This is a genomic window from Actinomycetota bacterium (assembly GCA_013152275.1).
GTDB lineage: Bacteria > Actinomycetota > Acidimicrobiia > Spongiisociales > UBA4744 > BMS3Bbin01.
In genome coordinates, this window is the sequence record JAADGS010000070.1 from 33,626 (window position 1) to 52,782 (window position 19,157).

General features: G+C 64.5%; 23 protein-coding genes and 3 tRNA genes. 8 read left to right on the top strand and 18 right to left on the bottom strand.

Annotation, left to right across the window (positions count from 1 at the left end; translation table 11 throughout):
* Positions 1-55: 55 nt before the first annotated feature.
* Positions 56-661: a 2-phospho-L-lactate guanylyltransferase gene (gene cofC, locus GXP34_11270; protein NOY56553.1), complete on the top strand. Its 606-nt coding sequence runs from the start codon at positions 56-58 to the stop codon at positions 659-661.
* Here cofC and ugpC read toward each other — a convergent pair.
* Positions 655-1,842 carry a sn-glycerol-3-phosphate ABC transporter ATP-binding protein UgpC gene (ugpC, locus tag GXP34_11275; protein NOY56554.1) on the bottom strand — a complete coding sequence of 396 codons (1,188 nt, stop codon included), beginning with the start codon at positions 1,840-1,842 and terminating at the stop codon, positions 655-657. The genes cofC and ugpC overlap by 7 nt on opposite strands.
* Before the next feature lie 59 nt (positions 1,843-1,901).
* On the opposite strand from ugpC, the gene GXP34_11280 reads away from it, so the two are divergent.
* Positions 1,902-2,612 (top strand): SDR family oxidoreductase, encoded by a 711-nt coding sequence (locus GXP34_11280; GenBank protein NOY56555.1) that lies wholly within the window; start codon positions 1,902-1,904, stop codon positions 2,610-2,612.
* Between the two features lie 4 nt (positions 2,613-2,616).
* On the opposite strand, the gene GXP34_11285 is transcribed toward GXP34_11280, so the two are convergent.
* On the bottom strand, positions 2,617-3,306 hold the full coding sequence (locus GXP34_11285; GenBank protein NOY56556.1) for a 3'-5' exonuclease: 690 nt from the start codon (positions 3,304-3,306) through the stop codon (positions 2,617-2,619).
* A gap of 70 nt (positions 3,307-3,376) precedes the next feature.
* Between GXP34_11285 and GXP34_11290 the strand changes: the two genes are divergently transcribed.
* The 4 genes from GXP34_11290 (at position 3,377) to GXP34_11305 (ending at position 4,611) form a co-directional block, all read left to right on the top strand.
* Complete coding sequence (locus tag GXP34_11290; GenBank protein NOY56557.1) at positions 3,377-3,559, top strand: hypothetical protein; 183 nt, start codon at positions 3,377-3,379, stop codon at positions 3,557-3,559.
* Positions 3,560-3,810: 251 nt separating this feature from the next.
* Positions 3,811-4,014, top strand: a complete 204-nt coding sequence (locus GXP34_11295; protein ID NOY56558.1) for a cold shock domain-containing protein — start codon at positions 3,811-3,813, stop codon at positions 4,012-4,014.
* A 1-nt stretch (position 4,015) separates the two neighbouring features.
* Positions 4,016-4,273 carry a hypothetical protein gene (locus tag GXP34_11300; protein NOY56559.1) on the top strand — a complete coding sequence of 86 codons (258 nt, stop codon included), beginning with the start codon at positions 4,016-4,018 and terminating at the stop codon, positions 4,271-4,273.
* A gap of 113 nt (positions 4,274-4,386) precedes the next feature.
* Positions 4,387-4,611 (top strand): hypothetical protein, encoded by a 225-nt coding sequence (locus GXP34_11305; GenBank protein NOY56560.1) that lies wholly within the window; start codon positions 4,387-4,389, stop codon positions 4,609-4,611.
* Positions 4,612-4,683: 72 nt separating this feature from the next.
* Here GXP34_11305 and GXP34_11310 read toward each other — a convergent pair.
* The 13 genes from GXP34_11310 to GXP34_11370 form a co-directional block, all read right to left on the bottom strand.
* Positions 4,684-4,759 (bottom strand) — tRNA-Glu (locus GXP34_11310).
* A gap of 24 nt (positions 4,760-4,783) precedes the next feature.
* Positions 4,784-4,855 (bottom strand) — tRNA-Gln (locus GXP34_11315).
* Positions 4,856-4,897: 42 nt separating this feature from the next.
* Positions 4,898-5,812, bottom strand: a complete 915-nt coding sequence (locus GXP34_11320) for an ABC transporter permease (protein NOY56561.1) — start codon at positions 5,810-5,812, stop codon at positions 4,898-4,900.
* The gene (locus GXP34_11325; GenBank protein NOY56562.1) at positions 5,809-6,945 is read right to left on the bottom strand and encodes an ABC transporter permease; all 1,137 of its coding nucleotides are present in this window, start codon (positions 6,943-6,945) and stop codon (positions 5,809-5,811) included. Before GXP34_11325 ends, GXP34_11320 begins: the two co-directional genes overlap by 4 nt.
* 44 nt (positions 6,946-6,989) lie before the next feature.
* Entirely contained in the window at positions 6,990-8,234 is a 1,245-nt protein-coding gene (locus GXP34_11330) for a DUF222 domain-containing protein (GenBank protein NOY56563.1), read from the bottom strand.
* A gap of 123 nt (positions 8,235-8,357) precedes the next feature.
* Positions 8,358-8,433, bottom strand: a tRNA-Glu gene (locus tag GXP34_11335).
* Between the two features lie 74 nt (positions 8,434-8,507).
* Positions 8,508-9,260 (bottom strand): amino acid ABC transporter ATP-binding protein, encoded by a 753-nt coding sequence (locus GXP34_11340; protein NOY56564.1) that lies wholly within the window; start codon positions 9,258-9,260, stop codon positions 8,508-8,510.
* Positions 9,257-10,147, bottom strand: a complete 891-nt coding sequence (locus GXP34_11345; GenBank protein NOY56565.1) for an ABC transporter permease subunit — start codon at positions 10,145-10,147, stop codon at positions 9,257-9,259. The genes GXP34_11340 and GXP34_11345 overlap by 4 nt, the downstream gene beginning before the upstream one ends.
* Positions 10,148-10,975, bottom strand: a complete 828-nt coding sequence (locus GXP34_11350) for an amino acid ABC transporter substrate-binding protein (protein ID NOY56566.1) — start codon at positions 10,973-10,975, stop codon at positions 10,148-10,150. It abuts the gene before it with no gap.
* Positions 10,976-11,110: 135 nt separating this feature from the next.
* Positions 11,111-12,565, bottom strand: a complete 1,455-nt coding sequence (locus GXP34_11355) for a glutamate--tRNA ligase (GenBank protein NOY56567.1) — start codon at positions 12,563-12,565, stop codon at positions 11,111-11,113.
* Positions 12,562-13,323, bottom strand: coding sequence for a fumarylacetoacetate hydrolase family protein (locus GXP34_11360; protein NOY56568.1), 762 nt, complete (start codon positions 13,321-13,323; stop codon positions 12,562-12,564). Before GXP34_11360 ends, GXP34_11355 begins: the two co-directional genes overlap by 4 nt.
* A 43-nt stretch (positions 13,324-13,366) precedes the next feature.
* On the bottom strand, positions 13,367-13,858 hold the full coding sequence (locus GXP34_11365) for a hypothetical protein (protein ID NOY56569.1): 492 nt from the start codon (positions 13,856-13,858) through the stop codon (positions 13,367-13,369).
* Positions 13,859-13,869: 11 nt separating this feature from the next.
* Positions 13,870-14,784 carry a branched-chain amino acid transaminase gene (locus tag GXP34_11370; protein NOY56570.1) on the bottom strand — a complete coding sequence of 305 codons (915 nt, stop codon included), beginning with the start codon at positions 14,782-14,784 and terminating at the stop codon, positions 13,870-13,872.
* A 156-nt stretch (positions 14,785-14,940) separates the two neighbouring features.
* On the opposite strand from GXP34_11370, the gene GXP34_11375 reads away from it, so the two are divergent.
* Positions 14,941-15,387: a hypothetical protein gene (locus GXP34_11375; protein ID NOY56571.1), complete on the top strand. Its 447-nt coding sequence runs from the start codon at positions 14,941-14,943 to the stop codon at positions 15,385-15,387.
* Positions 15,388-15,437: 50 nt separating this feature from the next.
* Here the strand turns inward: GXP34_11375 and GXP34_11380 are convergent, their stop codons facing one another.
* Positions 15,438-17,018: a phosphoglycerate dehydrogenase gene (locus GXP34_11380; protein NOY56572.1), complete on the bottom strand. Its 1,581-nt coding sequence runs from the start codon at positions 17,016-17,018 to the stop codon at positions 15,438-15,440.
* A 91-nt stretch (positions 17,019-17,109) separates the two neighbouring features.
* On the opposite strand from GXP34_11380, the gene GXP34_11385 reads away from it, so the two are divergent.
* Positions 17,110-17,556, top strand: a complete 447-nt coding sequence (locus GXP34_11385) for a universal stress protein (GenBank protein NOY56573.1) — start codon at positions 17,110-17,112, stop codon at positions 17,554-17,556.
* A 1-nt stretch (position 17,557) separates the two neighbouring features.
* Here the strand turns inward: GXP34_11385 and GXP34_11390 are convergent, their stop codons facing one another.
* The gene (locus GXP34_11390) at positions 17,558-18,931 is read right to left on the bottom strand and encodes an aldehyde dehydrogenase family protein (GenBank protein ID NOY56574.1); all 1,374 of its coding nucleotides are present in this window, start codon (positions 18,929-18,931) and stop codon (positions 17,558-17,560) included.
* Complete coding sequence (locus GXP34_11395; GenBank protein ID NOY56575.1) at positions 18,928-19,104, bottom strand: hypothetical protein; 177 nt, start codon at positions 19,102-19,104, stop codon at positions 18,928-18,930. The genes GXP34_11390 and GXP34_11395 overlap by 4 nt, the downstream gene beginning before the upstream one ends.
* Positions 19,105-19,157 lie beyond the last annotated feature (53 nt).

Below are 19,157 nucleotides of genomic sequence, written 5' to 3' on the forward strand. Positions count from 1 at the left end.
TCGTCTGCGTGCCCACACCTTATGAGTGCTTGCTCCGTAAGTACCATGCGTCTCCATGCCACGACCCCTCATCGCCGTCCCCGTGAAGCCGTTCGGCGTCGCCAAGCGCCGACTCGCGACCGTGATGGACGCCCCCACACGATCCATCGTCGGCCGCCGGATCGCGGCCAGAACCTTGGAGGCCGCGCGACAGACGGGAGCGAGCGTCGTTGTGGTCGCCGGCGACCGAGGGGTCCGGCAGTGGGCCGGCGCCCTCGGGTTTGCGAGCATCCCGGAGCTGGAGCCGGGCCTCACCGGAGCTGCCCGGGCAGCGGTGGACGCGGCAGCGTTCGATACGTGTCCCTGGATCATCGCCCACGCCGACCTCCCTCTCGTGGAAGTCGATGATTTTCATGCCGTCATCGGGGCGCTCGAAGAAGCAGACGTCGTGATCGCTCCGTCCTACAACGGAGGCACGACGGTGGTCGCGGGGACCTTGGGCTCGTTCGACTTTCGCTACGGGGAAGGCAGCTTCCGCCGGCACCTCGGCGTCGCATCACGAAAGCGGCTTCGGATCGTGGTGAGGCTGGGACTGGGCCTCGACCTCGACGGTCCCTCCGACCTGGAGAGCGCGATCAGGCATCCACGCGGAGCCTGGCTACGGTCACTGGTCGATCAGTAGATCGCCGACCCGCTGTGCCTGTCGAAGAAGTGCAGCTTGGAGGTATCGACGAACAACTGCACCTCATCGCCGAGCCGTGGGGCCGTGTCGGCATTGACACGGGCCGTGAACTTCGTGAGGTCTCCGAGGACCGATGCGTCCTGACCCTGATCGGCGATCAGCTCCTGGATGTCCGGAGTGACCACCGGTGGAATCAGCTTCTCGAAGTGCACGAATGCCTCCGGACCGAGCTGCTCCACGAGCGCCACCCTGACCTTCAACAGCCGATCTTCGGGTGCACCCGGAACGGCCGTGGCCATCTCGAAACACTCTGGTCGGATGCCGACCACCAGTTCCTTCCCGACATAGCGGCCAAGACCCGGACGTTCGGCAAGGAGCTCGGGAGCGATGCGCAGCCGATCGTCGCCGAACGAAGCGAACACTCGGTCCTCCTCGGCCCCCAACGTCCCGTAGACGAAATTCATCGACGGTGAGCCGATGAACCCGCCCACGAAAATGTTGACCGGATGGTCGTAGAGGACGCGCGGCGTGTCGACCTGTTGCAGGGTTCCCTTGCGCATGACCGCCACACGATCCCCCATCGTCATCGCCTCGACCTGATCGTGTGTGACGTAGAGCGTGGTTGTTTTCAGCCGGGCATGCAGCTCGCCAAGCTCAGATCGCATCTGCACGCGCAGCTTCGCATCGAGGTTCGACAGCGGCTCGTCCATCAGGAACGCCTCCGGCTCGCGCACGATCGCCCGGCCCATCGCGACGCGCTGTCGCTGGCCACCGGAGAGAGCCTTGGGTTTCCTCGCGAGGAAGTCGGTGATCTCGAGAGTCCTCGCAGCATCCTCGACCCTGGTCTTTATCTCTTCTTTCGGAAGCTTCCTGAGCTTCAGACCGAACGCCATATTGTCGAAAACAGACATGTGCGGATACAGCGCGTAGTTCTGAAACACCATTGCAATGTCCCTGTCTTTCGGGGGAACATCGTTGACGACCTTGTCCCCGATCCGCACCTCCCCCTCGGTAATCTCCTCGAGTCCGGCGACCATGCGCAAGAGCGTCGACTTGCCACACCCGGACGGACCCACCAGCACGACGAACTCACCGTCGCCCACTTCGAAGGAGACGTCCTCAATCGCCCGTGTGCCCCCCGGATAGACTTTGCCGACCTCATCAAAACGAATACCCGCCACGGTGTCCTCCACCCATCTCGCGCTGCAGGTGCCAAAATAGCAAAAAGAAGGGAACCATGATGAGCGATACACGCGTGCTCGTGATCACAGGAGCGACCGGAGGCTTGGGCACTGCCCTGGTTCGTAGGCTCGCAGCCTCGGACTATCGGTTCGCCGCCACCTACCTCGTCCCGGAAGAAGCACGGGCCTTCGAAGAATCCGTGCTCCTCGATGAAGAGCGACTCCTCCTTGCACGAGTCGATGCCGCGAACACCCAAGAAGTGGAAACGTTCATGCAACACACGGCGGAACGCTTCGGGAGCATCGACTCGCTCTGCTGCCTCGCGGGCAAATGGGCCGGCGGGCGCGATGTCGTCGACACGGACGATGTCCGGTTCGACAGGATGATCGACACGAACCTCCGATCGGCGTTCGTGGCGGTTCGGGCTGCGCTCCCCTACCTGAAAACGGCCGGTTGGGGCCGCATCCTGCTCATGGGAAGCCGCGCAGCCGTCGACGCCCCGGCGGGACAAGCCGCATTCAACGTCGCCAAAGCCGGTGTGGTCGCACTCGCCAAGTCACTCGCTCAAGAACTCGGAGGCGATGCCATCACCGCCAACGTGATCCTGCCCTCGGTCATCGACACGCCCGCCACGCGAAAAGCACTCCCCTACTCCGACTACGTCGACTGGCCCACACCCGATGAGATCGCGGCCGTGATGGAATTCATGCTGAGTGAAGCGAGCACAACGATCTCCGGGGCAGCCATCCCCGTGTACGGAAGGGCCTGATCCCTCAACGCCCTGGCCACTCTCCGACGACCGGGGGACGGTCGGCACCGATGCGTGCCAGATACTTGTTGAGGCCGTCCCTCCATGTCCGGTATGCATCGATCTGGAGGGCGACGAGGTCGGGACCGTCGAGCTGCAACTCCGGGTATCTATCGGCGAGAGCACGAGCAACGCCGACGGCCGCGATCGCGTCGGCGGCCGCTCGGTGAGATCCACCGACCTTCACCCCGTAGTGCTCGGCAGTGACCGCAAGGGGGCGCCTGCCTTTCCGATACCGGTCGACGTGCCGGTCCAGAACGAGCGGATCGACAATCACCGCGGGCGGCACATCGGGGAGCGCGCCAAGCCCGTACCGGGCCAGCTCCTCGGCGAGGAGCGGCCAGTCATACGGTGCGTTGTAGATCGCGATCGGAATCCCGTCGCGAACGAACCGCCGGATGGCACCGAGCGTCTCCCCGAGCACGTCCACGGGATCGTCGCCCCGTTCTCGAAGTTCGGCGGTCGTGATCCCGGTGATCTCGGAGGCAGCTCGTGGCATGGGGACCCCCGGGTTGACGAGCCGGTTCACGATCTCTCGCGCGGTGCCGTCCGGGGCGACTTCGACAAGCGCCACCTCGACGATGCGAGCGGTCGCCGGGTCGACACCGGTGGCCTCGAGATCGAGAGCGGCAAGCGGTCCTGTGTGCCAACTCATGCCACCACGGTAGCCGACACGTCTGACAGCAAGCCGACGTGGACGGTCGCCACAGGTACAATCAAACGTGATGGGACGCTCACCGAGATTGGCGCTTGTCGTGTTCGTATCGGCCTTTCTGGTCAACGTGGTGGTCCAGGGCCTATGGCCTCACCGCCCCATCGATTGGTATGCGGCGCTCGTCATCGCCGCCGCCACGGCCGTTGCGTTGGTCGTGGTGGACCGGTTCTTCTCTCGCCAAACCGGCCGGTAGACGTCTCGGGCGGACGAACACGATGCGGCCATCACCGCCGGCAATCGAAAAGATGCTCGTATTCCGGGGTAATCGACTAACCTATGTCAGGCCCGAGTCATCTCGGGCCCCGCAGTCGGTCCTTCATGGCGAAGACCGACCATTCGGTTCTCGCGATTCTCAGGAGTCTGCAGCTCGAACACGCGCGGGAATCACAATCCGGGTACCGATCCCGGCGCGTCGGATATGACGCACGACCCAGGAGGTCGACAATGACAACAACCGGAACTGTCAAGTTCTTCAACGAACAGAAGGGGTTCGGCTTCATCACCTCGCCGGACGGAGACGACGTGTTCGTCCACGCATCCAATATCGCAGGGAGCGAATCCCGCTCGCTCACGGAGGGCCAGTCGGTCCAGTACGAGACCGCACCGGGACGCAAGGGTCCAGAGGCGGTCAACGTCAGGCCCGTCTGACATGGCACGGCGTGGGGCTCAGGCAATGGCGAAGCGGGCCCGGGAACGGGCTCGCCAGGAGCGACAGGAGGCGAAGCGCGTGCGGCGCCAGTCTGCCTCCGCAGACGCCGCCGACCCGACGGACGCGCCCGATGAGGCCGGACTCATGGAGGAATTCCGAGTGCTGAGCGAGCGTTACGCCGCCGGCGCGCTCGCAGAGGACCTCTACGCGAAGGAACGCCATCGGATCTTCGTCGAACTCGGCATCGAGTCCGAGTAGGCCGGCCGAGCCTTCCACCAATCGGTCCGCAACGACGGCGAATACGCCGTCGTTGCGACCTCGACCAGACACCACACTTGGGTCGGATCAGGCCCAATCCAGAAAGGAGTGCCATGACGGCACCTTCCCGGTCGCGCACCGTCGCGACCATCGACATCAACCACCTCCGCCGGGGAAAGACGTATACGGCAAGAACCCAGACCGGCCTCGTCGCCATCGGCGAGTACCTCGGCATCGAGGTCATCCACTCCGAATGGCGGATCCTCCTCCGCGAGCGGACGGGCACGCGGTCGATCGCCATCCGTGAACTCGAATCCGTGCTCACACCAGCCGCCTAGGGCGGAATCCGAGATCCGGTGGGACGCGTGGCACATCACGCGCAGAGACCCCCGCCGAGCAGGGGTCTCGCGTGGTAGCCCCGACCAGATTCGAACTGGCGTTACCGGCTTGAGAGGCCGGCGTCCTAGGCCGCTAGACGACGGGGCCGAGCGCGGCGAAACGATCGTTTCGCTCGGGGGGAAGGACTCGAACCCTCAATGACAGGACCAGAACCTGCTGTGTTGCCAATTACACCACCCCCGAAGGGACCATTACGGTACCGAAGGGGGTTGCTCTCGGCAAAACTCACCGAGCCCGCAGACGCGGATCGAGGATCTCGCGCAGCCCCGACGACACCAGGTAGAACGCCCCGGCGAACAGCGAAAGCGCCGCAGAGGCCGATACCAGCGCACTCCAAGGCACCACGCCGCTGAACGATCTCGCCGAAGTGACACCGAAGAACACGATCGCACCCCAACTCACGAGTGACTCCGTTTGTCCGAGAAACGCCGCGAATCCGTGAGCGACGATCGCTCCGACGACCGACAGCATCATGTACAGGACCGCCAGGGGCAGCAAGTGCGGCACGAGGTGCCTGACCAGGATATGGGGACCGCCCCCGCCGGCGACCCTGGCGGCCTCGATGAAGGGTTCGGCCATGACCTTGAGCCCCTGACTCCGCATCACGATCGCCCCCGCACCGAGACCGTTGATGAGCCCGAACACCAGCCCGAACCGGACCGGGGACAGCTCGACCTGCTCGGCGATGATCAGTACGAAGATCGGTGCCGGCAGCAGCAGGAAGGCGTCGGAGACATGGGACAGCACACCATCGACCCACCCCCTGTAGAAGGCTCCCAAAGCTCCGACGAACGTCGCGATCATGCCTGTTGTGATCGCCGCGGTGAGCGCGACCACCCACGCGGGCCGCGAGGCGGCCAGGATCATGCTGAGCACATCGCGGCCAAGGGCGTCGGTGCCGAGCAGATGCGCGGAAGACGGATCGGCGGGATGCATCATCGTGAAGTCGAATCCGACCAGCGGATCGTAGATCTTGGCCGGCCAGACCGTCCTCAGCAGTAGCGGATAGATCAACGCGGCGATCCCGAACAGCAGGATCAGCCCGAGCCCGACCACGGCGGTCGGGCTCCCCCAGACGGCCTGCAGAGACCTGCGGACGCCTCGCCGGCGTGCCCGAATGCGCTCGACCACGAGTTTCACACGGCCCTCCAGATCCGCGGGTCGAGCACCGCCTGCATGATCTCGAACACAAGGCGCACGACGAGTGTGAGCACGCCGATCAGCAGCAAGATGTCCATGACGACCGGCATGTCCTGTGCCGACACCGCATCGAAGAGCAGCGTGCCCATTCCGGCCCATCCGACGGACTCTTCGATGATGATCAGGCCGCTGAGCAGGTAGGGCAGGCTGACCACGAGTCTGCCGAGGACCGGCAACACGGCATTTCGCGCGGCATGGTGGTCCCGCACGACTCGATCCGGAAGCCCTTTGGCCGTAGCGGCCATCACGTAGTCCTCGTGCCTGACGGCGGCGATGGACGTTCTCATCACGAGCAGGAAATCACCGTAGGAGAGGACCGCGAAGGCGATCGTCGGAACTGCCGCCAGGAACAGCACGTCGATCGCGAAGCCCAGCATCCCCCGGTAGGCCCACCACCCCACGGAGACCCCCACGACCAAGACGAGCTTGCCGAGCAGGGGCAGGCCCCGCCGCCTCCCCAAGACTCGAGCCCCGACGACCCCGACGGTGAACACGAGGAGCGTGGCGATCACGATCGTGACGGTCATTCGCCCCATCACGGCTGCGCGATCGACTCCCAACCAGTCGACGGTGGAACCCAACACACCGTTGCGCACATCGACGAGCCGGCTCCGGAGGAGGTAGACGAGCATGAATCCGAGGAACGGGGGAAAGATCGTGTACGTGGTGACGGCGAGGAATGTCAAGGTCCTTCCCCTCGCCCCGCGCCGCCAGCCGGCTATGCGTCCCAGCCACGAACCGAACAGGTACGCAACCCCGATTCCGACCATGAACACGAGAGCGGTCGCAGGAATGGCCCTCATCAATTCCCCCGGCCCCACCCAGCCCAACGTGGTCGACCCGAGCCCGTGCGTGACCACGTTGCGGAGCCAGAACAGATACCGAATCAGGATCGGGCGATCGAGGCCGAGTTGGGTGCGCAACACTTCGAGTTCCGGTCCGGACAGGGAGAGTCGGGACGGTGTCGCGTAGTCGCCGGGAATGAGCGCCTCGACGAGCAGGAACATGCCGGCGGTAAACAGCACCAGAGCGACGAGCCCCGAGAGCGTACGCCGAACCAGGTACTTGGTCACCCGATCAGGCTAGCGATATCACCATTGCCGACCTTCAGGCGTGGTCAGGGCGATCGACCACAGATCGTGTAGCGGTGGCCAAGCCTGCTGGTCCATTCATGGCCGCCGTCGGGAAGGGACTGGTATGTCCATCCTGCCTGATGGCGAATGCCATGGTCGTGTCGGCACAGAGGCGCCAGGTTCGTGGGATCGGTGGACCCGCCCTGCGCGTAGGGATCTCGGTGGTCGAGATCACAGTCGGTGGCCGGCATGCGGCAACCGGGGAACACACAGGTTCGATCACGAGTCTCCACGAAACGTCGTTGCTCGACGGAGGGCCGCCGGCGGGTGATCCCATCGTGGAGGGGAAGCCCGGTGTCGGGATCGGTGACGACGAACCGCCACTCGGCCTCTTCTTGCCGTTCGGCCACCTGACGGGCGATGTCGGCAATGACGGGCCCGTATCCGGCCAACTCACCGGGAGCTTCCGACAGACCCGTCAAAGTCTCGAGATCGACATGGATGTCGACGACCCCCCGATCCCTGCTCACCGCGCCGGTGCCGTCGGTGACGGCGAGGAGGTCCATGAACACGTCGGCTCGGAGTTGATCCATCGTACGAGGCTCGTCGGTGGTTCTGAGGCTTCGAGCCAACCTATTGATCGTGCGGGCTATGGCAGCCACCCGATGCGGCGGCAGGTCGAAACCCAGCAGATTGGCGGTCCCGGACTCGGTCGGCTGCACCACCACCCTGCGATCCGCCACCGCTTCGACATAACGCACTTCGGCCTGTTGGGGATCGGTTTCGATACACAGCCGCCGTAACCGAGCCGTCAACTGCCCGGTTGTCCACTGTGGGGCCATGTCCAACACCCGCTCCACGACTTCCCGGGCAGTCTCCATCGAAAGATGCGAAGTGGCCACGATGATGGCTTTGGCGCGACGTACATCGATGTGGCCGGCGGCCAACAGCCCCCAGACCTGTGGGAGACGCAGCTTGAGGTCCAGCGCCCAGCCCAGCTCTGTGTCGGCGGCACGACGAGTCAGGCGCAGTGCCGCCCGGATCTCGGCAGCCGCCGACTCCTCGGCCAGTCGCCGATCGTCATCGAGTTGGTGCATGTGGTCGACCACGGCGGCCATGTCCTCATACACATGGGCCGTGTAGCACGACACCATTCGCTGATGGGCTCGCAACACGACAACCCGGTCATGACCAGACAACTTCCCGACATCGATCGACGCCAGGAACGCGGCCAGAGCCGGCCCCGGCTCCATCTCGGCCAAACGCTGCGGTATCGAGGTATCGAACATACGTTCGTATCGTACCAGGCCCCCCCGACAGAATTGCCGACCCGCGATGAGGGACGTACGCCGCCGGACCCGCCGGTACGGAAGGAGAGCGGCCCGTCGGAGAGATCACGAGCGAATCCGCACTGGTAGCCCCGACCAGATTCGAACTGGCGTTACCGGCTTGAAAGGCCGGCGTCCTGGGCCGCTGGACGACGGGGCCACGATGACGGAACGATGATAGGCGCCCAGAAGCATGCCGCCAGTTGGGCAGCCTCCCCGAAGGCCACGAAGAACTCAAAGCCGTCCCGCCTCGATGATCCTCTGGAGGAACTGTTGGGTCCTCGTCGCTTTCGGATTGGTGAAGATCTCCTCGGGTGGTGCCTGCTCGAGGATACGACCGCCGTCGAGGAAGCAGACCTGATCGGCGATCTCACGGGCAAAACCCATCTCGTGCGTCGCGATGAGCATCGTCATGCCCGAAGCCTTCAGATCGCGGATCACTCCGAGAACCTCGCCGACGAGCTCGGGGTCGAGCGCCGACGTCACCTCGTCGAAGAGCATGAGATCCGGCTGCATCGCCAACGCCCGAACGATGGCGACACGCTGCTGCTGGCCGCCGGAGAGACGATCCGGATACTCCGACGCCTTGTCGGCGAGGCCGAAGCGCTCCAACAGCGTCATCGCCGCGTCCTCCGCCTCCTCGTCGTCCACACCGAGAGCCTTGCGAGGTCCGAGGGTGATGTTGTCGAGCACCATCATGTGCGGGAAGAGATTGAACGACTGGAACACGATCCCGATGTGCCGTCGCACATCGTTCGGACTCACTCCCCTCTCTGTCGTCACCTTGCCGTCGAGCAGGATCCTGCCCGCGTCGATCGCCTCGAGAAGATTCACACACTTGAGCAGGGTCGATTTGCCGGAACCCGACGAGCCGATCAGACAGAAGACCTCGTGCTCACCGACCTGGAGATCTATGTCGTCGAGAACGAGCAGATCTCCGAACGACTTACGGACCTTCTCGAGCATGAGTTTCGGTGTCGCCCTCATACGAGCATCCCACTCGACCGGCGCCGACGGTCACGCTCCGCATACCAGTCGGTGAATCGCGCAAGGGGGACACTCACTGCGAGGAACAGCAGTGCCGCCGCGACGAGCCCCGTGTTGTTGAAATTCAGCGCCGCATAGATCTGCGCTTCGCGCACCGCCTCCCGCGCCCCGAGGATGCTCACCAGCGCAACGTCCTTCTGGAGACTGACGAAACCGTTGAGGAGCGGTGGGATGACGTTCCGCACCGCCTGGGGCAGCACGACATAGCGCAGCGACTGACCCTGGCTGAGCGCGAGAGACCTCGCCGCCGCACGCTGGCTCGGGTGCACCGAATCGATACCCGCCCGGTACACCTCCGCGGTGTACGCGCTGTACGAGATGACGAGTGACGCAACGGCCCAGAACACCGGGCTGGACGGCACCCCGTGAAGACCGAGGGCGGGGACCCCGAAACCGAGCAGCAAGAGGAGGAGCAGCAGGGGGATACCACGAATCAGATCGGTGTATCCCACGGCGAGGATTCGCAGCGGGAAGTACACGGGACCGTGAAGACTGCGCATCACCGCGATGATGAGCGAGATGATCAGGATCAGGGCTTCGGCGACGAGGAACATCTTCACGTCGAGCCAGAACCCGGCAAGCACGTCCGGCCACACCTTGGCGAAATGGGCGCCCGAGAAGAACTGTTTCTGCACTTTCGGCCACGTCGGGGAGCTCAGCACCGCCCAGATGACGATCGTGAAGAACACGACGGTGCTGCCCATGGCGATCAGCGCGGCCCGCGCCCCTTCCTGGGCACGCAGATCACGCCACCGCTGAGGCAGGCTCCGACTCGACCACCCGCGGGACGTCGGCTCGACGTCCCGCGGTGGTCCGAACAGTCTCATCTAGGGAGTGATCACAGGCGCTCCGGTGGCATCCGAAAGCCACTGCTTCTCGATCCCTGCGAGTTCCCCGTTGTCCTTGAGCTTCTGCAAGGCATCGTTCACACAGGCTCGCAGCGGGTTGTCCTTCTGGAACAGCATGCCGAACTGCTCGGGATTGTCCCCCACCGACGGGAACTGACCGACGACCGAGGAACCCTCGATCTCGACCGCGCTGATGTAGAACGCCGTCGGCAGGTCGACGACGATCCCATCGATCTGACCGGCCTCCATCGCGAGTTTCGCGTCGTTGTTCGTGTCATAGACGAACGGCTCCGTGTCAGGCTTGATCTCGTTCTCGATGTACTGAAGGCTCGTCGTACCGATCTGGGCGCCGAGCTTCAACTTCTTCACATCGGCCATTGTCTTCGCGCTCGCTGCAGGCGAGGTGTCGAAGGCCACGAGCGCCTGATTGACGTTGTAGTAGCCGTCGCTGAAGTCGACGACCTGGGCCCGCTCCGGCGTGATCGAGATCTGGTTGATATCGAAGTCGAAGTTCTTCTCACCCGGCTGGTACGAGTTGTTGAACGGAACCACCACCCAGGTGACCTCGTCGGGCGAGAATCCCAGTTCCTTGGCAACCGCGTACGCAACCGCACTCTCGAAACCCTTGCCATTCGAAGGGTCGTTCTCCTCGAACCACGGCGGGAACGCCGGGTCGTCCGTTCCTATCGTCAACACACCAGGGGTGACGAGCCGCAGGTCGCCCTTCGCGCACGACGTCCCTCCACTACCAGCGGTCGTACCGCTCGAACATGCTGCAATGACCATGGCGAGCACGGCCACGAAAATGAGCCAGCGTCCCTTATTCATCCTTCCTCCTCCATGCGACTTCCTGAGCCTAGTGCCGCCCCGCCCACGTTCTGACAGAGTCATGGCCGGCACCGGCCTGGCACGACCCTGTGGACCCGAACGGGAGACCGGCCCTCAGGATTCCAGTCGTGCCGCGACGTCGCGGAGGCGGTGAAGGGTCACTTCCTTGCCGAGGATCTCGAGCGATTCGAACAGCGGAGGGCTCACCGACGATCCGGTCACGGCGACACGAACCGGCTGAAGGCCTCGACGTGCGCCAATGCCCAGATCCTCCAGCATCGCGCGAAGCGCAGACTCGATCGCTGCGTGATCCCACTCTGCGAGACGTCCGAGGCGTTCGATCGCAGCCACCAGCACAGCCGGGGCCGTCTCATGGCCGAGCACTTTCCGCCACGACTTCTCGTCATATTCCAGTCGGTCGGTGAAGACGAAAGCGACCATCGGTGCAACTTCGGTGAGGCTCTTCACACGCTCCTGAATCAGCGGCGAGACCTTGCGGAACCGTTCACGCTCGTCATCGGTGAGCGTCCGCCCGATCGAAACTTCCACGAAAGGAACCGCCCTCGACACGAAGCCGTCGGCATCGAGGTTTCGGATGTAGACGCCGTTCATCCACTCCAACTTCGCCGGATCGAAGACGGCCGGGTTCTTGGAAACGTCGGCAAGGTCGAATCGCTCGACGGCCTGCTCCTTCGTGAACACCGTGACGTCCGGTTCGTAGGACCACCCGAGCAGCGCGAGGTAGTTGAACATCGCTTCCGGAAGGATCCCCCGGTCCCTGTATGCCTGCACGGAGACGTCACCATGACGCTTGGAGAGTTTCTTCCCGTCCGGACCGAACAGCAGCGGCAGGTGGGCGTATGTCGCAACAGGTGCGCCCATCGCCTTCGTGATGAGGATGTGCTTCGGAGTGGAAGAGAGCAGGTCCTCACCCCGCACGACATGGGTGATCCCGTAATCGACGTCGTCGACCGTCGATGCCAGGTGGTAGGTGGGTGATCCGTCGGATCGCAACAGGATGAAATCGTCCACGTCCGCATGGTCGAATCGCATCTCGCCACGCACGAGATCCTGAAACCGGGTCTCACCGGGGCGCGGGACGGCCAGCCGCAATGCCGACGCCTCTCCGGAGTCCTTGCGCTGCGCGGCTTCCTCGGGGTCGATCAGCCGGCAGACGCCGTCGTACCCCGAGAACCCGCCTTGCGCCCTGGCCAACTCTCTGCGCCTCGTCAACTCGTCGGGAGTGCAGAAACACCGATACGCCTTCCCTTGATCCAACAACGCATCGGCGACCTCCCTGTAGCGGTCGAGTCGGTCGGATTGCCGGTAGGAGCCGTGCGGGCCTCCGACGCCGACCCCTTCATCCCAGTCCAGGCCAAGCCACCTCAAGCTCTCTTGCGCATCGTCCTCGTACTCGCGGTGGGAGCGAACCGAGTCGGTGTCGTCGATCCGCACGATGAACACGCCACCCTCATGCCGTGCGAACAGCCAGTTGAAGAGCGCCGATCGGAGATTGCCGATGTGGAGGGGCCCTGTCGGTGAGGGCGCGATGCGGACACGAACGCTCACGAGGCCGCCACCTGATTGGACAGAACGCCGATGCGGTCGATCTCGATATCGACTCTGTCACCGGGAAGCATCGGCCCTGCTCCGGACGGTGTGCCGGTGAGGATGACGTCCCCCGGCAGCAGCGTCATCACCTCGGAGATGAACTCGATCAGTTCATCCACACCGAACACCATGTCGGCGGTCGACCCGGACTGCCTCGTCTCTCCATTGACCCGCGCCGACACGGCCAGACCCTCTCGAGGATCCAGCTCGGTCTCGATCGCCGGACCGAGTGGACAAAACGTGTCGAACCCTTTGCCTCGCGTCCACTGCCCGTCGCGGAGTTGCAGGTCGCGAGCCGTGACATCGTTGGCCGCGGTGTAGCCGAAGATGACCGACTCGGCCTCTTCCGCCTTGACATGATGCGCGACACTGCCGATCACCACCGCCAGTTCTGCCTCGTGGTGCACGTTCTTCGAGATCCGCGGATACATGATCGGGGCGCCGGGGCCGATCACCGCCGTGGCAGGCTTGAGAAACATGATCGGCTCCGAGGGAACACCGGAACCCATCTCCTCCGCGTGTGCAGCGTAGTTCTTGCCGACACAGACGATCTTCGTCGGAAAGACCGGGGCCAGGAGTTTCGCCTCTTTGTAGGGGATGATGGCGTCGGTCTGTCGCCAGGCCACGAACGGACTGCCCTCGTAGACTCGAATGCCGTCCTGTTCGGGGACGCCGTAGGCAATCCCCTCGCCGGTCTGGAGCCGCACGACCTTCATCGGTGCGACCGCTCGACGTCGCGCACGCCTGAACGACCCTGCATCAGGCGGCCAGCATGTCGAGAAGCTCGGCCGGGCTCGCGGTGAGCTTCTCGTCCGGCACGGTCCGCAAGAAGGAACGGCCCTTGTCCCGTTCGTGGGCGGCATGGTCGATCGCGGCGCGTCTGGCATCCGAAAGGACACCCGCGACTTGTCCCGGAAGACCTTCCGGACGCAACCCGAGCAGGATCAAAGCAACCTCGACATCTTCGGACATCGGCCCCCGTCCCGCCAAAGCCGCTCTGGCGCCGGCAACCGTGGCAACGATCCGTTCGAGCGTATCCGGGCGATCGCCTCGATCGAACTCGGCGCCGCGGACGAGACGCAACACCCAGCCGGCGTCCGGACCGGGACGGCCAAACGACCCGCCCCACACCGCCTGTTCGGGGGTGGTGATCTCTCCGGGCCGCCGTTGTTTCCAGGCCGCCGCCTCAGACGCCAGACCCGGGCGAGGCAGGTCGGCGCGGTTCAGTTCGATGTTGGGTTGTTGGGCCACCGGTCAGCCTCCTACACGAAATCCAGCCAGTGGCGGTACCGGTCGAGTTCGCCGGTGACAGTGCCTTTGAACAACTCCTGTGCCCGCTTCGAGACAGGACCGCGCTCGCCGGCACCCACCGACCGGCCATCGAGCTCACGAATCGGCGTCACCTCCGCGGCCGTTCCGGTGAAGAACAGCTCGTCTGCGTTGTAGAGATCACTTCTGGTGACCTCCATCTCTGCAACGTCGTACCCGTCGTCGCGCAGGAGCTGCATCACCGTTGCGCGTGTAATCCCATCGAGGATCCCGGCGGAGACCGGCGGAGTCTTCACCTCCCCGCGGCGCACCAGGAAGAGGTTCTCTCCGGAGCCCTCCGCCACGAACCCGCGCATATTGAGCAGGATGGCTTCGTCATACCCGTCTCGAACGGCCTCGCGTTTCGCGAGCACACTGTTCATGTAGCCGCCCGTCCCCTTCGCGTTTGGCACGAACGCCTGATGGTCGAGCCGCCGCCACGACGACACCCGCACTCGAATACCGCGCCGGAGCCCCTCCTCTCCGAGGTACGCACCCCAACGCCATGCGGCGATCGCGGTGCGGGTCGGAACTCCGGTCGGGTTGAGACCGAGCGACCCCGTCCCGAGATACACCAGCGGACGGATGTAGGCGGATTCGAGCTCGTTCTCTCTGACCACCAGCCGTGCGGCTTCCATGAGCTGATCGACCGTCCACTCCAACTCGAGGCCGTAGGCCCGTGCCGAACTGTGGAGACGCTCCATGTGCTCCCTGTGGCGGAACACGGCAGTGCCATCGGGAGTCTCGTAGGCACGGATGCCCTCGAAGACCCCGGTGCCGTAGTGCAGTGCATGAGCGAGAACATGGACGGTGGCCTTCTCCCATGGAACAAGCTCGCCGTCCATCCAGACAAACCGTGACGTATCCATGTCCCTAGTTTTGCAGATCGCGGGCCGTCGGGTGTCGGCCGCGCCTGCCGATGCCGGATCGGAGACATCCACACCCGATCCCGAACCTGTCCGATCCCGACCGATGAGCTATATCCGGTTCGTCGCAGGCCCGACGCCCCGGGCTACGCTGACGGGATGCATCGGTTCGTCGCATCCTGGTTCGGTTCCGGGCTCATACTCAGACGACTTCGGGGTTCCGATGCAGGTTCGGGAACGGTCGCTTCGGTGGTGACCCTGGTCATTGCCCTCCTCCTGCATCCATTCGGGTGGGGTGTGCAACTCGCAGCCGCACTGGCCGTCACCGCGCTCGCCCTCTGGTCTGCCGGCCCGTTCGCCGAAGGAGACCCCGGATGGGTCGTCGCCGACGAGGCCGCCGGCATGCTGTGGGCCACGATTGGCCTCGGAGGATGGGCGGCGGTCGTCGCGTTCGTCGTGTTCCGTGTCGCCGACATCACCAAGCGATTCCCCGGCGTCTCCGAAGCGGAACGCCTACCCGGCGCGCTGGGAGTCACCGCGGACGACATCATCGCCGGCCTCTACGGACTCGCCGCCGGATGGGCGCTCTTCGCCATCCTGGCGTGACGACGTGTCGGCTCCACCCGCTCCGGTTCGGGAGAGAGACTCGACGGCGGTCAGTGCAGATCCAGTTCGACGGCGACCGCCTCGCCGACACCGCGCATGGCCCGCAATCCGTCCAGTTCCGTATCCGACATGCTGCGGTCGACGCTCAGCGCCATCAACGCGATCCCCGGCTGATCCTGTGATCGTCCCAAAACCATATCCGCAATGTTGATGTCGAGTTCTCCGAGGAGGGTACCGACCCTGCCGATCATCCCCGGGATGTCCTGGTTACGGATGATCAACAGGTGACTTGCCAGCGGAAGCTCGAGCGCAAACCCGAGTATCCCGGCGATGAGCGGGCCCCGACCGACCGTGCCGGCAACGGAGATCGCGCGACCGGCCACCATCCCTGAAACCCGAAACACCGACTGATACCCGCGAGCCTCTTCAGAAGACTCCTCCTCCACCCTGACGCCTCGATCCGCCGCCATCGCGGGAGCGTTGACATAGGAGACCGGTGCATCGCTGCTCCCGGCGAGCGCCCCTTTGAGCACTCCAAGGCGCAGGGGACGAATCGGGTATCCGCCGAGTCGCCCTTCGGCTCGTATCGTGAGGACGCGCGGAAGGCCACCGGCGAGCGCCACGAACACCTTGCCGAGATGTTCGGCAACTGCCAGGAACCGCCGCACTTCATCCGAGATGTCCTGGCCGAGATCGACGTTGACCGCCGAGAGCACGAGTTCACCGTTGAGCGCAGCCACGACTGCTTCGGCGACGTCGGTGGCCGCACGATCCTGGGCTTCGCGCGTCGAAGCTCCAAGATGCGGCGTGAGTACGACCTGAGGTAGCTCGAACAACGGACTGTTACGCAGCGGCTCCGACGCGTACACGTCGAGGGCGGCACCGGCGACCTTGCCCGATCTCACTGCGTCCGCCAGTGCCTCCTCGTCGATGATCCCGCCTCGAGATGTGTTGACGATCCGCACACCGTCCCGCATGAGTGCCAAGAGGTCGGCTCCGATCAGTCCTTCCGTCTCCCTCGTCCGGGGAAGGTGCACCGTGATGAAATCGGCTTCCGCGCACAACCCTGCCAAATCGGCGGAGAGCTCGACCCCGACGCGGGATGCCCTGGCGGGCAGAACGTAGGGGTCATACCCGATGAGCCGCATCCCGAACGCCGCCGCCCTCTTGGCAACCAGCGTTCCGATGTTGCCCAGCCCGATGATGCCGAGGGTCTTGCCGTGCACTTCGACGCCCCGGAACCGCTTTCGGTCCCATGATCCGCTCCGCAACGCGGCATCTGCCTGGGCGATATTGCGTGCCTGGGCCAGCAGGAGAGCCATGGTGTGCTCGGCGGCCGATATGGTGTTTGCCTGCGGGGCGTTGACGACGAGAACGCCTGCTCGGGTCGCGGCCTCCAGATCGATATTGTCCACGCCGATCCCCGCACGGCCGATGACTCGCAGCTTGGAAGCTGCCTCGATCATTCCCGCATCGACCCGGGTGGCGGAGCGAACAACAAGCGCGTCTGCCTCTCGGAGACGCCGTATGAGCTCCTCGTGATCCGCCTCGGTGGCCAGATCCACCTCGGCGTTGACGGCCAACAGTTGCAACCCTGCATCCGCTATGGGCTCTGCGACGACGATCTTCACAGCCGACATTGTTGCCGTTTGAAGCCACAAAACCAACATCGTGGCCGGCGATGCCATAGAGTTGGGTGAGAAAACTCACTGGAGGTGGCGTATGAAGACATGGGCTCCCAAGATCATCGTTGCGGCAACCGACGGCTCCGAAGGCAGTGTTCGAGCTTCACAGGTGGCAGCCAACATCGCCCGGGCATGGGGTTCCAAGCTCCTGCTCGTCACCGTGGTACGCCCTCCTGAGGGGTGGTGGGGCATCGGCGGCGCCCCTCCGACCGCCACCGCTCTCACCAAGGCGCTGGACGAGGCGCAACAGGAAGCACTCGACTCGACGCTCGACGCTCTCGACCTCGACGACGTCGACTATGAGACGGTCGAGGAGCTGGGCGATCCGGCTGCGACGATCGTCAGTTTCTGCGAGCAGAACAACGCCGATCTACTCGTCATCGGCCGTCGCGGTGCCGGGTTGATCGAACGCTTCATCCTGGGATCGGTTGCCGACCGTCTCGTCCACTATGCGCCGTGCCCGGTCATGGTCGTGCCGTTGTAGCTCAGAACATCACAAACCGGAGCTCGGTCATCTCCTGCACGGCGTAGGCGGGGCCCTCCCTCGTGTTCCCCGACTGTTTCACGCCTCCGTATGGCTGCTGATCCGCACGGTAGGTCGGCACTTCGTTGATCAGGACGCTCCCGAAGTGCAACGCCCGTACTGCCCGCAGTGCTTTGCCCAGATCGTTCGTGAAGACGCCTGCGTTGAGCCCGAAATCGGTGGCGTTGGCGATCCCGATGGCCTCATCGAACGTCTCGTAGCCGATCGTCACGACCACAGGGCCGAACACTTCCTTCGTACACAGATCCGTGTCGAGTGGAGCGTCGGCCACCACGGTCGGTCGCAGCAGGCCGCTCTCGACGTTGCCACCCGCCACGAGCCTCGCCCCCTCCGCGACTGCAGCCTGAATCCATCGCAACACGCGTTCGGTCTCCGCCGCATCGATCAGCGGGCCGACATCCGTCGCCTCGTCCAGTGGATCGCCGACGACGAGGGAATCGACGGCTTTCGCGAGAAGATGTTCGAGCGCATCCTTGACGTCCCTGTGGACGAGAATGCGCTGTGTGGAGATGCAGCTCTGTCCTGCATGGGAGAAGCCTGCGGTTCGCACCGCCGAAGCCACCCTGTCCAGGTCGACGCCCGGTTCGACGATCAGCGGTGAGCTCGAGCCAAGCTCCAACGACACCTTCTTGTGCGGGGCGCGTGCCCGGATCTGCCATCCGGCGGCCGGGCTTCCCGTGAACGAGATCAGCGCGGGGATCGGATGATCGACGAGGGCGCCGCCAACGGTCGCCCCTGGACCGGTGACGACCGTGATCCAGTCCGACGGAAGGCCGGCTTCGATCAAGAGATCCACGAGAGCGATCGCCGACAGCGGCGTCGCCGATGCCGGTTTCAACACGACCGGACAGCCGGCGGCAATCGCCGGACCCACCTTGTGGGCGACCAGGTTGAGGGGGAAGTTGAACGGGCTGATCGCGGCCACGACCCCGATCGGCACCCGCATCGCAAAGCCGATCCGCCCTTCCCCGGCTTGGGACGCTTCCATCGGAACCATCTCTCCGGTGAACGTGCGTGCCACCGCGGCAGAGAACGTCAGCGTGTCGACGGCTCGCATCGCCTCCGCCGTTGCCGTCCTGATCGGCTTGCCGGATTCCCTGGCAATCACCTCTCCAAACTCGCGAACACGGCCTCTGAGCAGTCCCGCCGCCTGTTCGAGAACACGCGCTCTCGCGTGCCTGGGGAAATCGTCACGTGCAAGCACCGCCGCCGCAGTCCGACACGCGGCATCGACGTCGTTCGCATCGCACAAGGGGACGGTGCCCACGACCTCACCGTCGTACGGGTTTCGAACCTCGATGACATCGCTCTTCATCGCTTGACCGCCCTCAGCAGCGCCAGCGACAGCAGCCCGAATACCAATCCCGCGGCGAGAAGACTCACCGCGGCGGGCATGTCCTCCGCTCCAACCGCGTGAACGACCGCCAGCCATCCTGTAACCAGCCCCGAAAGCACGGCAAACCATGCCGCAGTACCTAGTGCGCGCATCTCTCTCCTCTCGTCACCCTGAAGCTTGGCACACACACGCTCTTCGCGTCACG

Coding starts and splice junctions, on each gene's coding strand:
- cofC (NOY56553.1), top strand. CDS start 56: ATGCCACGACCCCTCATCGCCGTCCCCGTGAAGCCGTTCGGCGTCGCC.
- GXP34_11280 (NOY56555.1), top strand. CDS start 1,902: ATGAGCGATACACGCGTGCTCGTGATCACAGGAGCGACCGGAGGCTTG.
- GXP34_11285 (NOY56556.1), bottom strand. CDS start 3,306: ATGAGTTGGCACACAGGACCGCTTGCCGCTCTCGATCTCGAGGCCACC.
- GXP34_11290 (NOY56557.1), top strand. CDS start 3,377: ATGGGACGCTCACCGAGATTGGCGCTTGTCGTGTTCGTATCGGCCTTT.
- GXP34_11295 (NOY56558.1), top strand. CDS start 3,811: ATGACAACAACCGGAACTGTCAAGTTCTTCAACGAACAGAAGGGGTTC.
- GXP34_11300 (NOY56559.1), top strand. CDS start 4,016: ATGGCACGGCGTGGGGCTCAGGCAATGGCGAAGCGGGCCCGGGAACGG.
- GXP34_11305 (NOY56560.1), top strand. CDS start 4,387: ATGACGGCACCTTCCCGGTCGCGCACCGTCGCGACCATCGACATCAAC.
- GXP34_11330 (NOY56563.1), bottom strand. CDS start 8,234: ATGTTCGATACCTCGATACCGCAGCGTTTGGCCGAGATGGAGCCGGGG.
- GXP34_11340 (NOY56564.1), bottom strand. CDS start 9,260: ATGAGGGCGACACCGAAACTCATGCTCGAGAAGGTCCGTAAGTCGTTC.
- GXP34_11345 (NOY56565.1), bottom strand. CDS start 10,147: ATGAGACTGTTCGGACCACCGCGGGACGTCGAGCCGACGTCCCGCGGG.
- GXP34_11360 (NOY56568.1), bottom strand. CDS start 13,323: ATGAAGGTCGTGCGGCTCCAGACCGGCGAGGGGATTGCCTACGGCGTC.
- GXP34_11370 (NOY56570.1), bottom strand. CDS start 14,784: ATGGATACGTCACGGTTTGTCTGGATGGACGGCGAGCTTGTTCCATGG.
- GXP34_11375 (NOY56571.1), top strand. CDS start 14,941: ATGCATCGGTTCGTCGCATCCTGGTTCGGTTCCGGGCTCATACTCAGA.
- GXP34_11385 (NOY56573.1), top strand. CDS start 17,110: ATGAAGACATGGGCTCCCAAGATCATCGTTGCGGCAACCGACGGCTCC.
- GXP34_11390 (NOY56574.1), bottom strand. CDS start 18,931: ATGAAGAGCGATGTCATCGAGGTTCGAAACCCGTACGACGGTGAGGTC.
- GXP34_11395 (NOY56575.1), bottom strand. CDS start 19,104: ATGCGCGCACTAGGTACTGCGGCATGGTTTGCCGTGCTTTCGGGGCTG.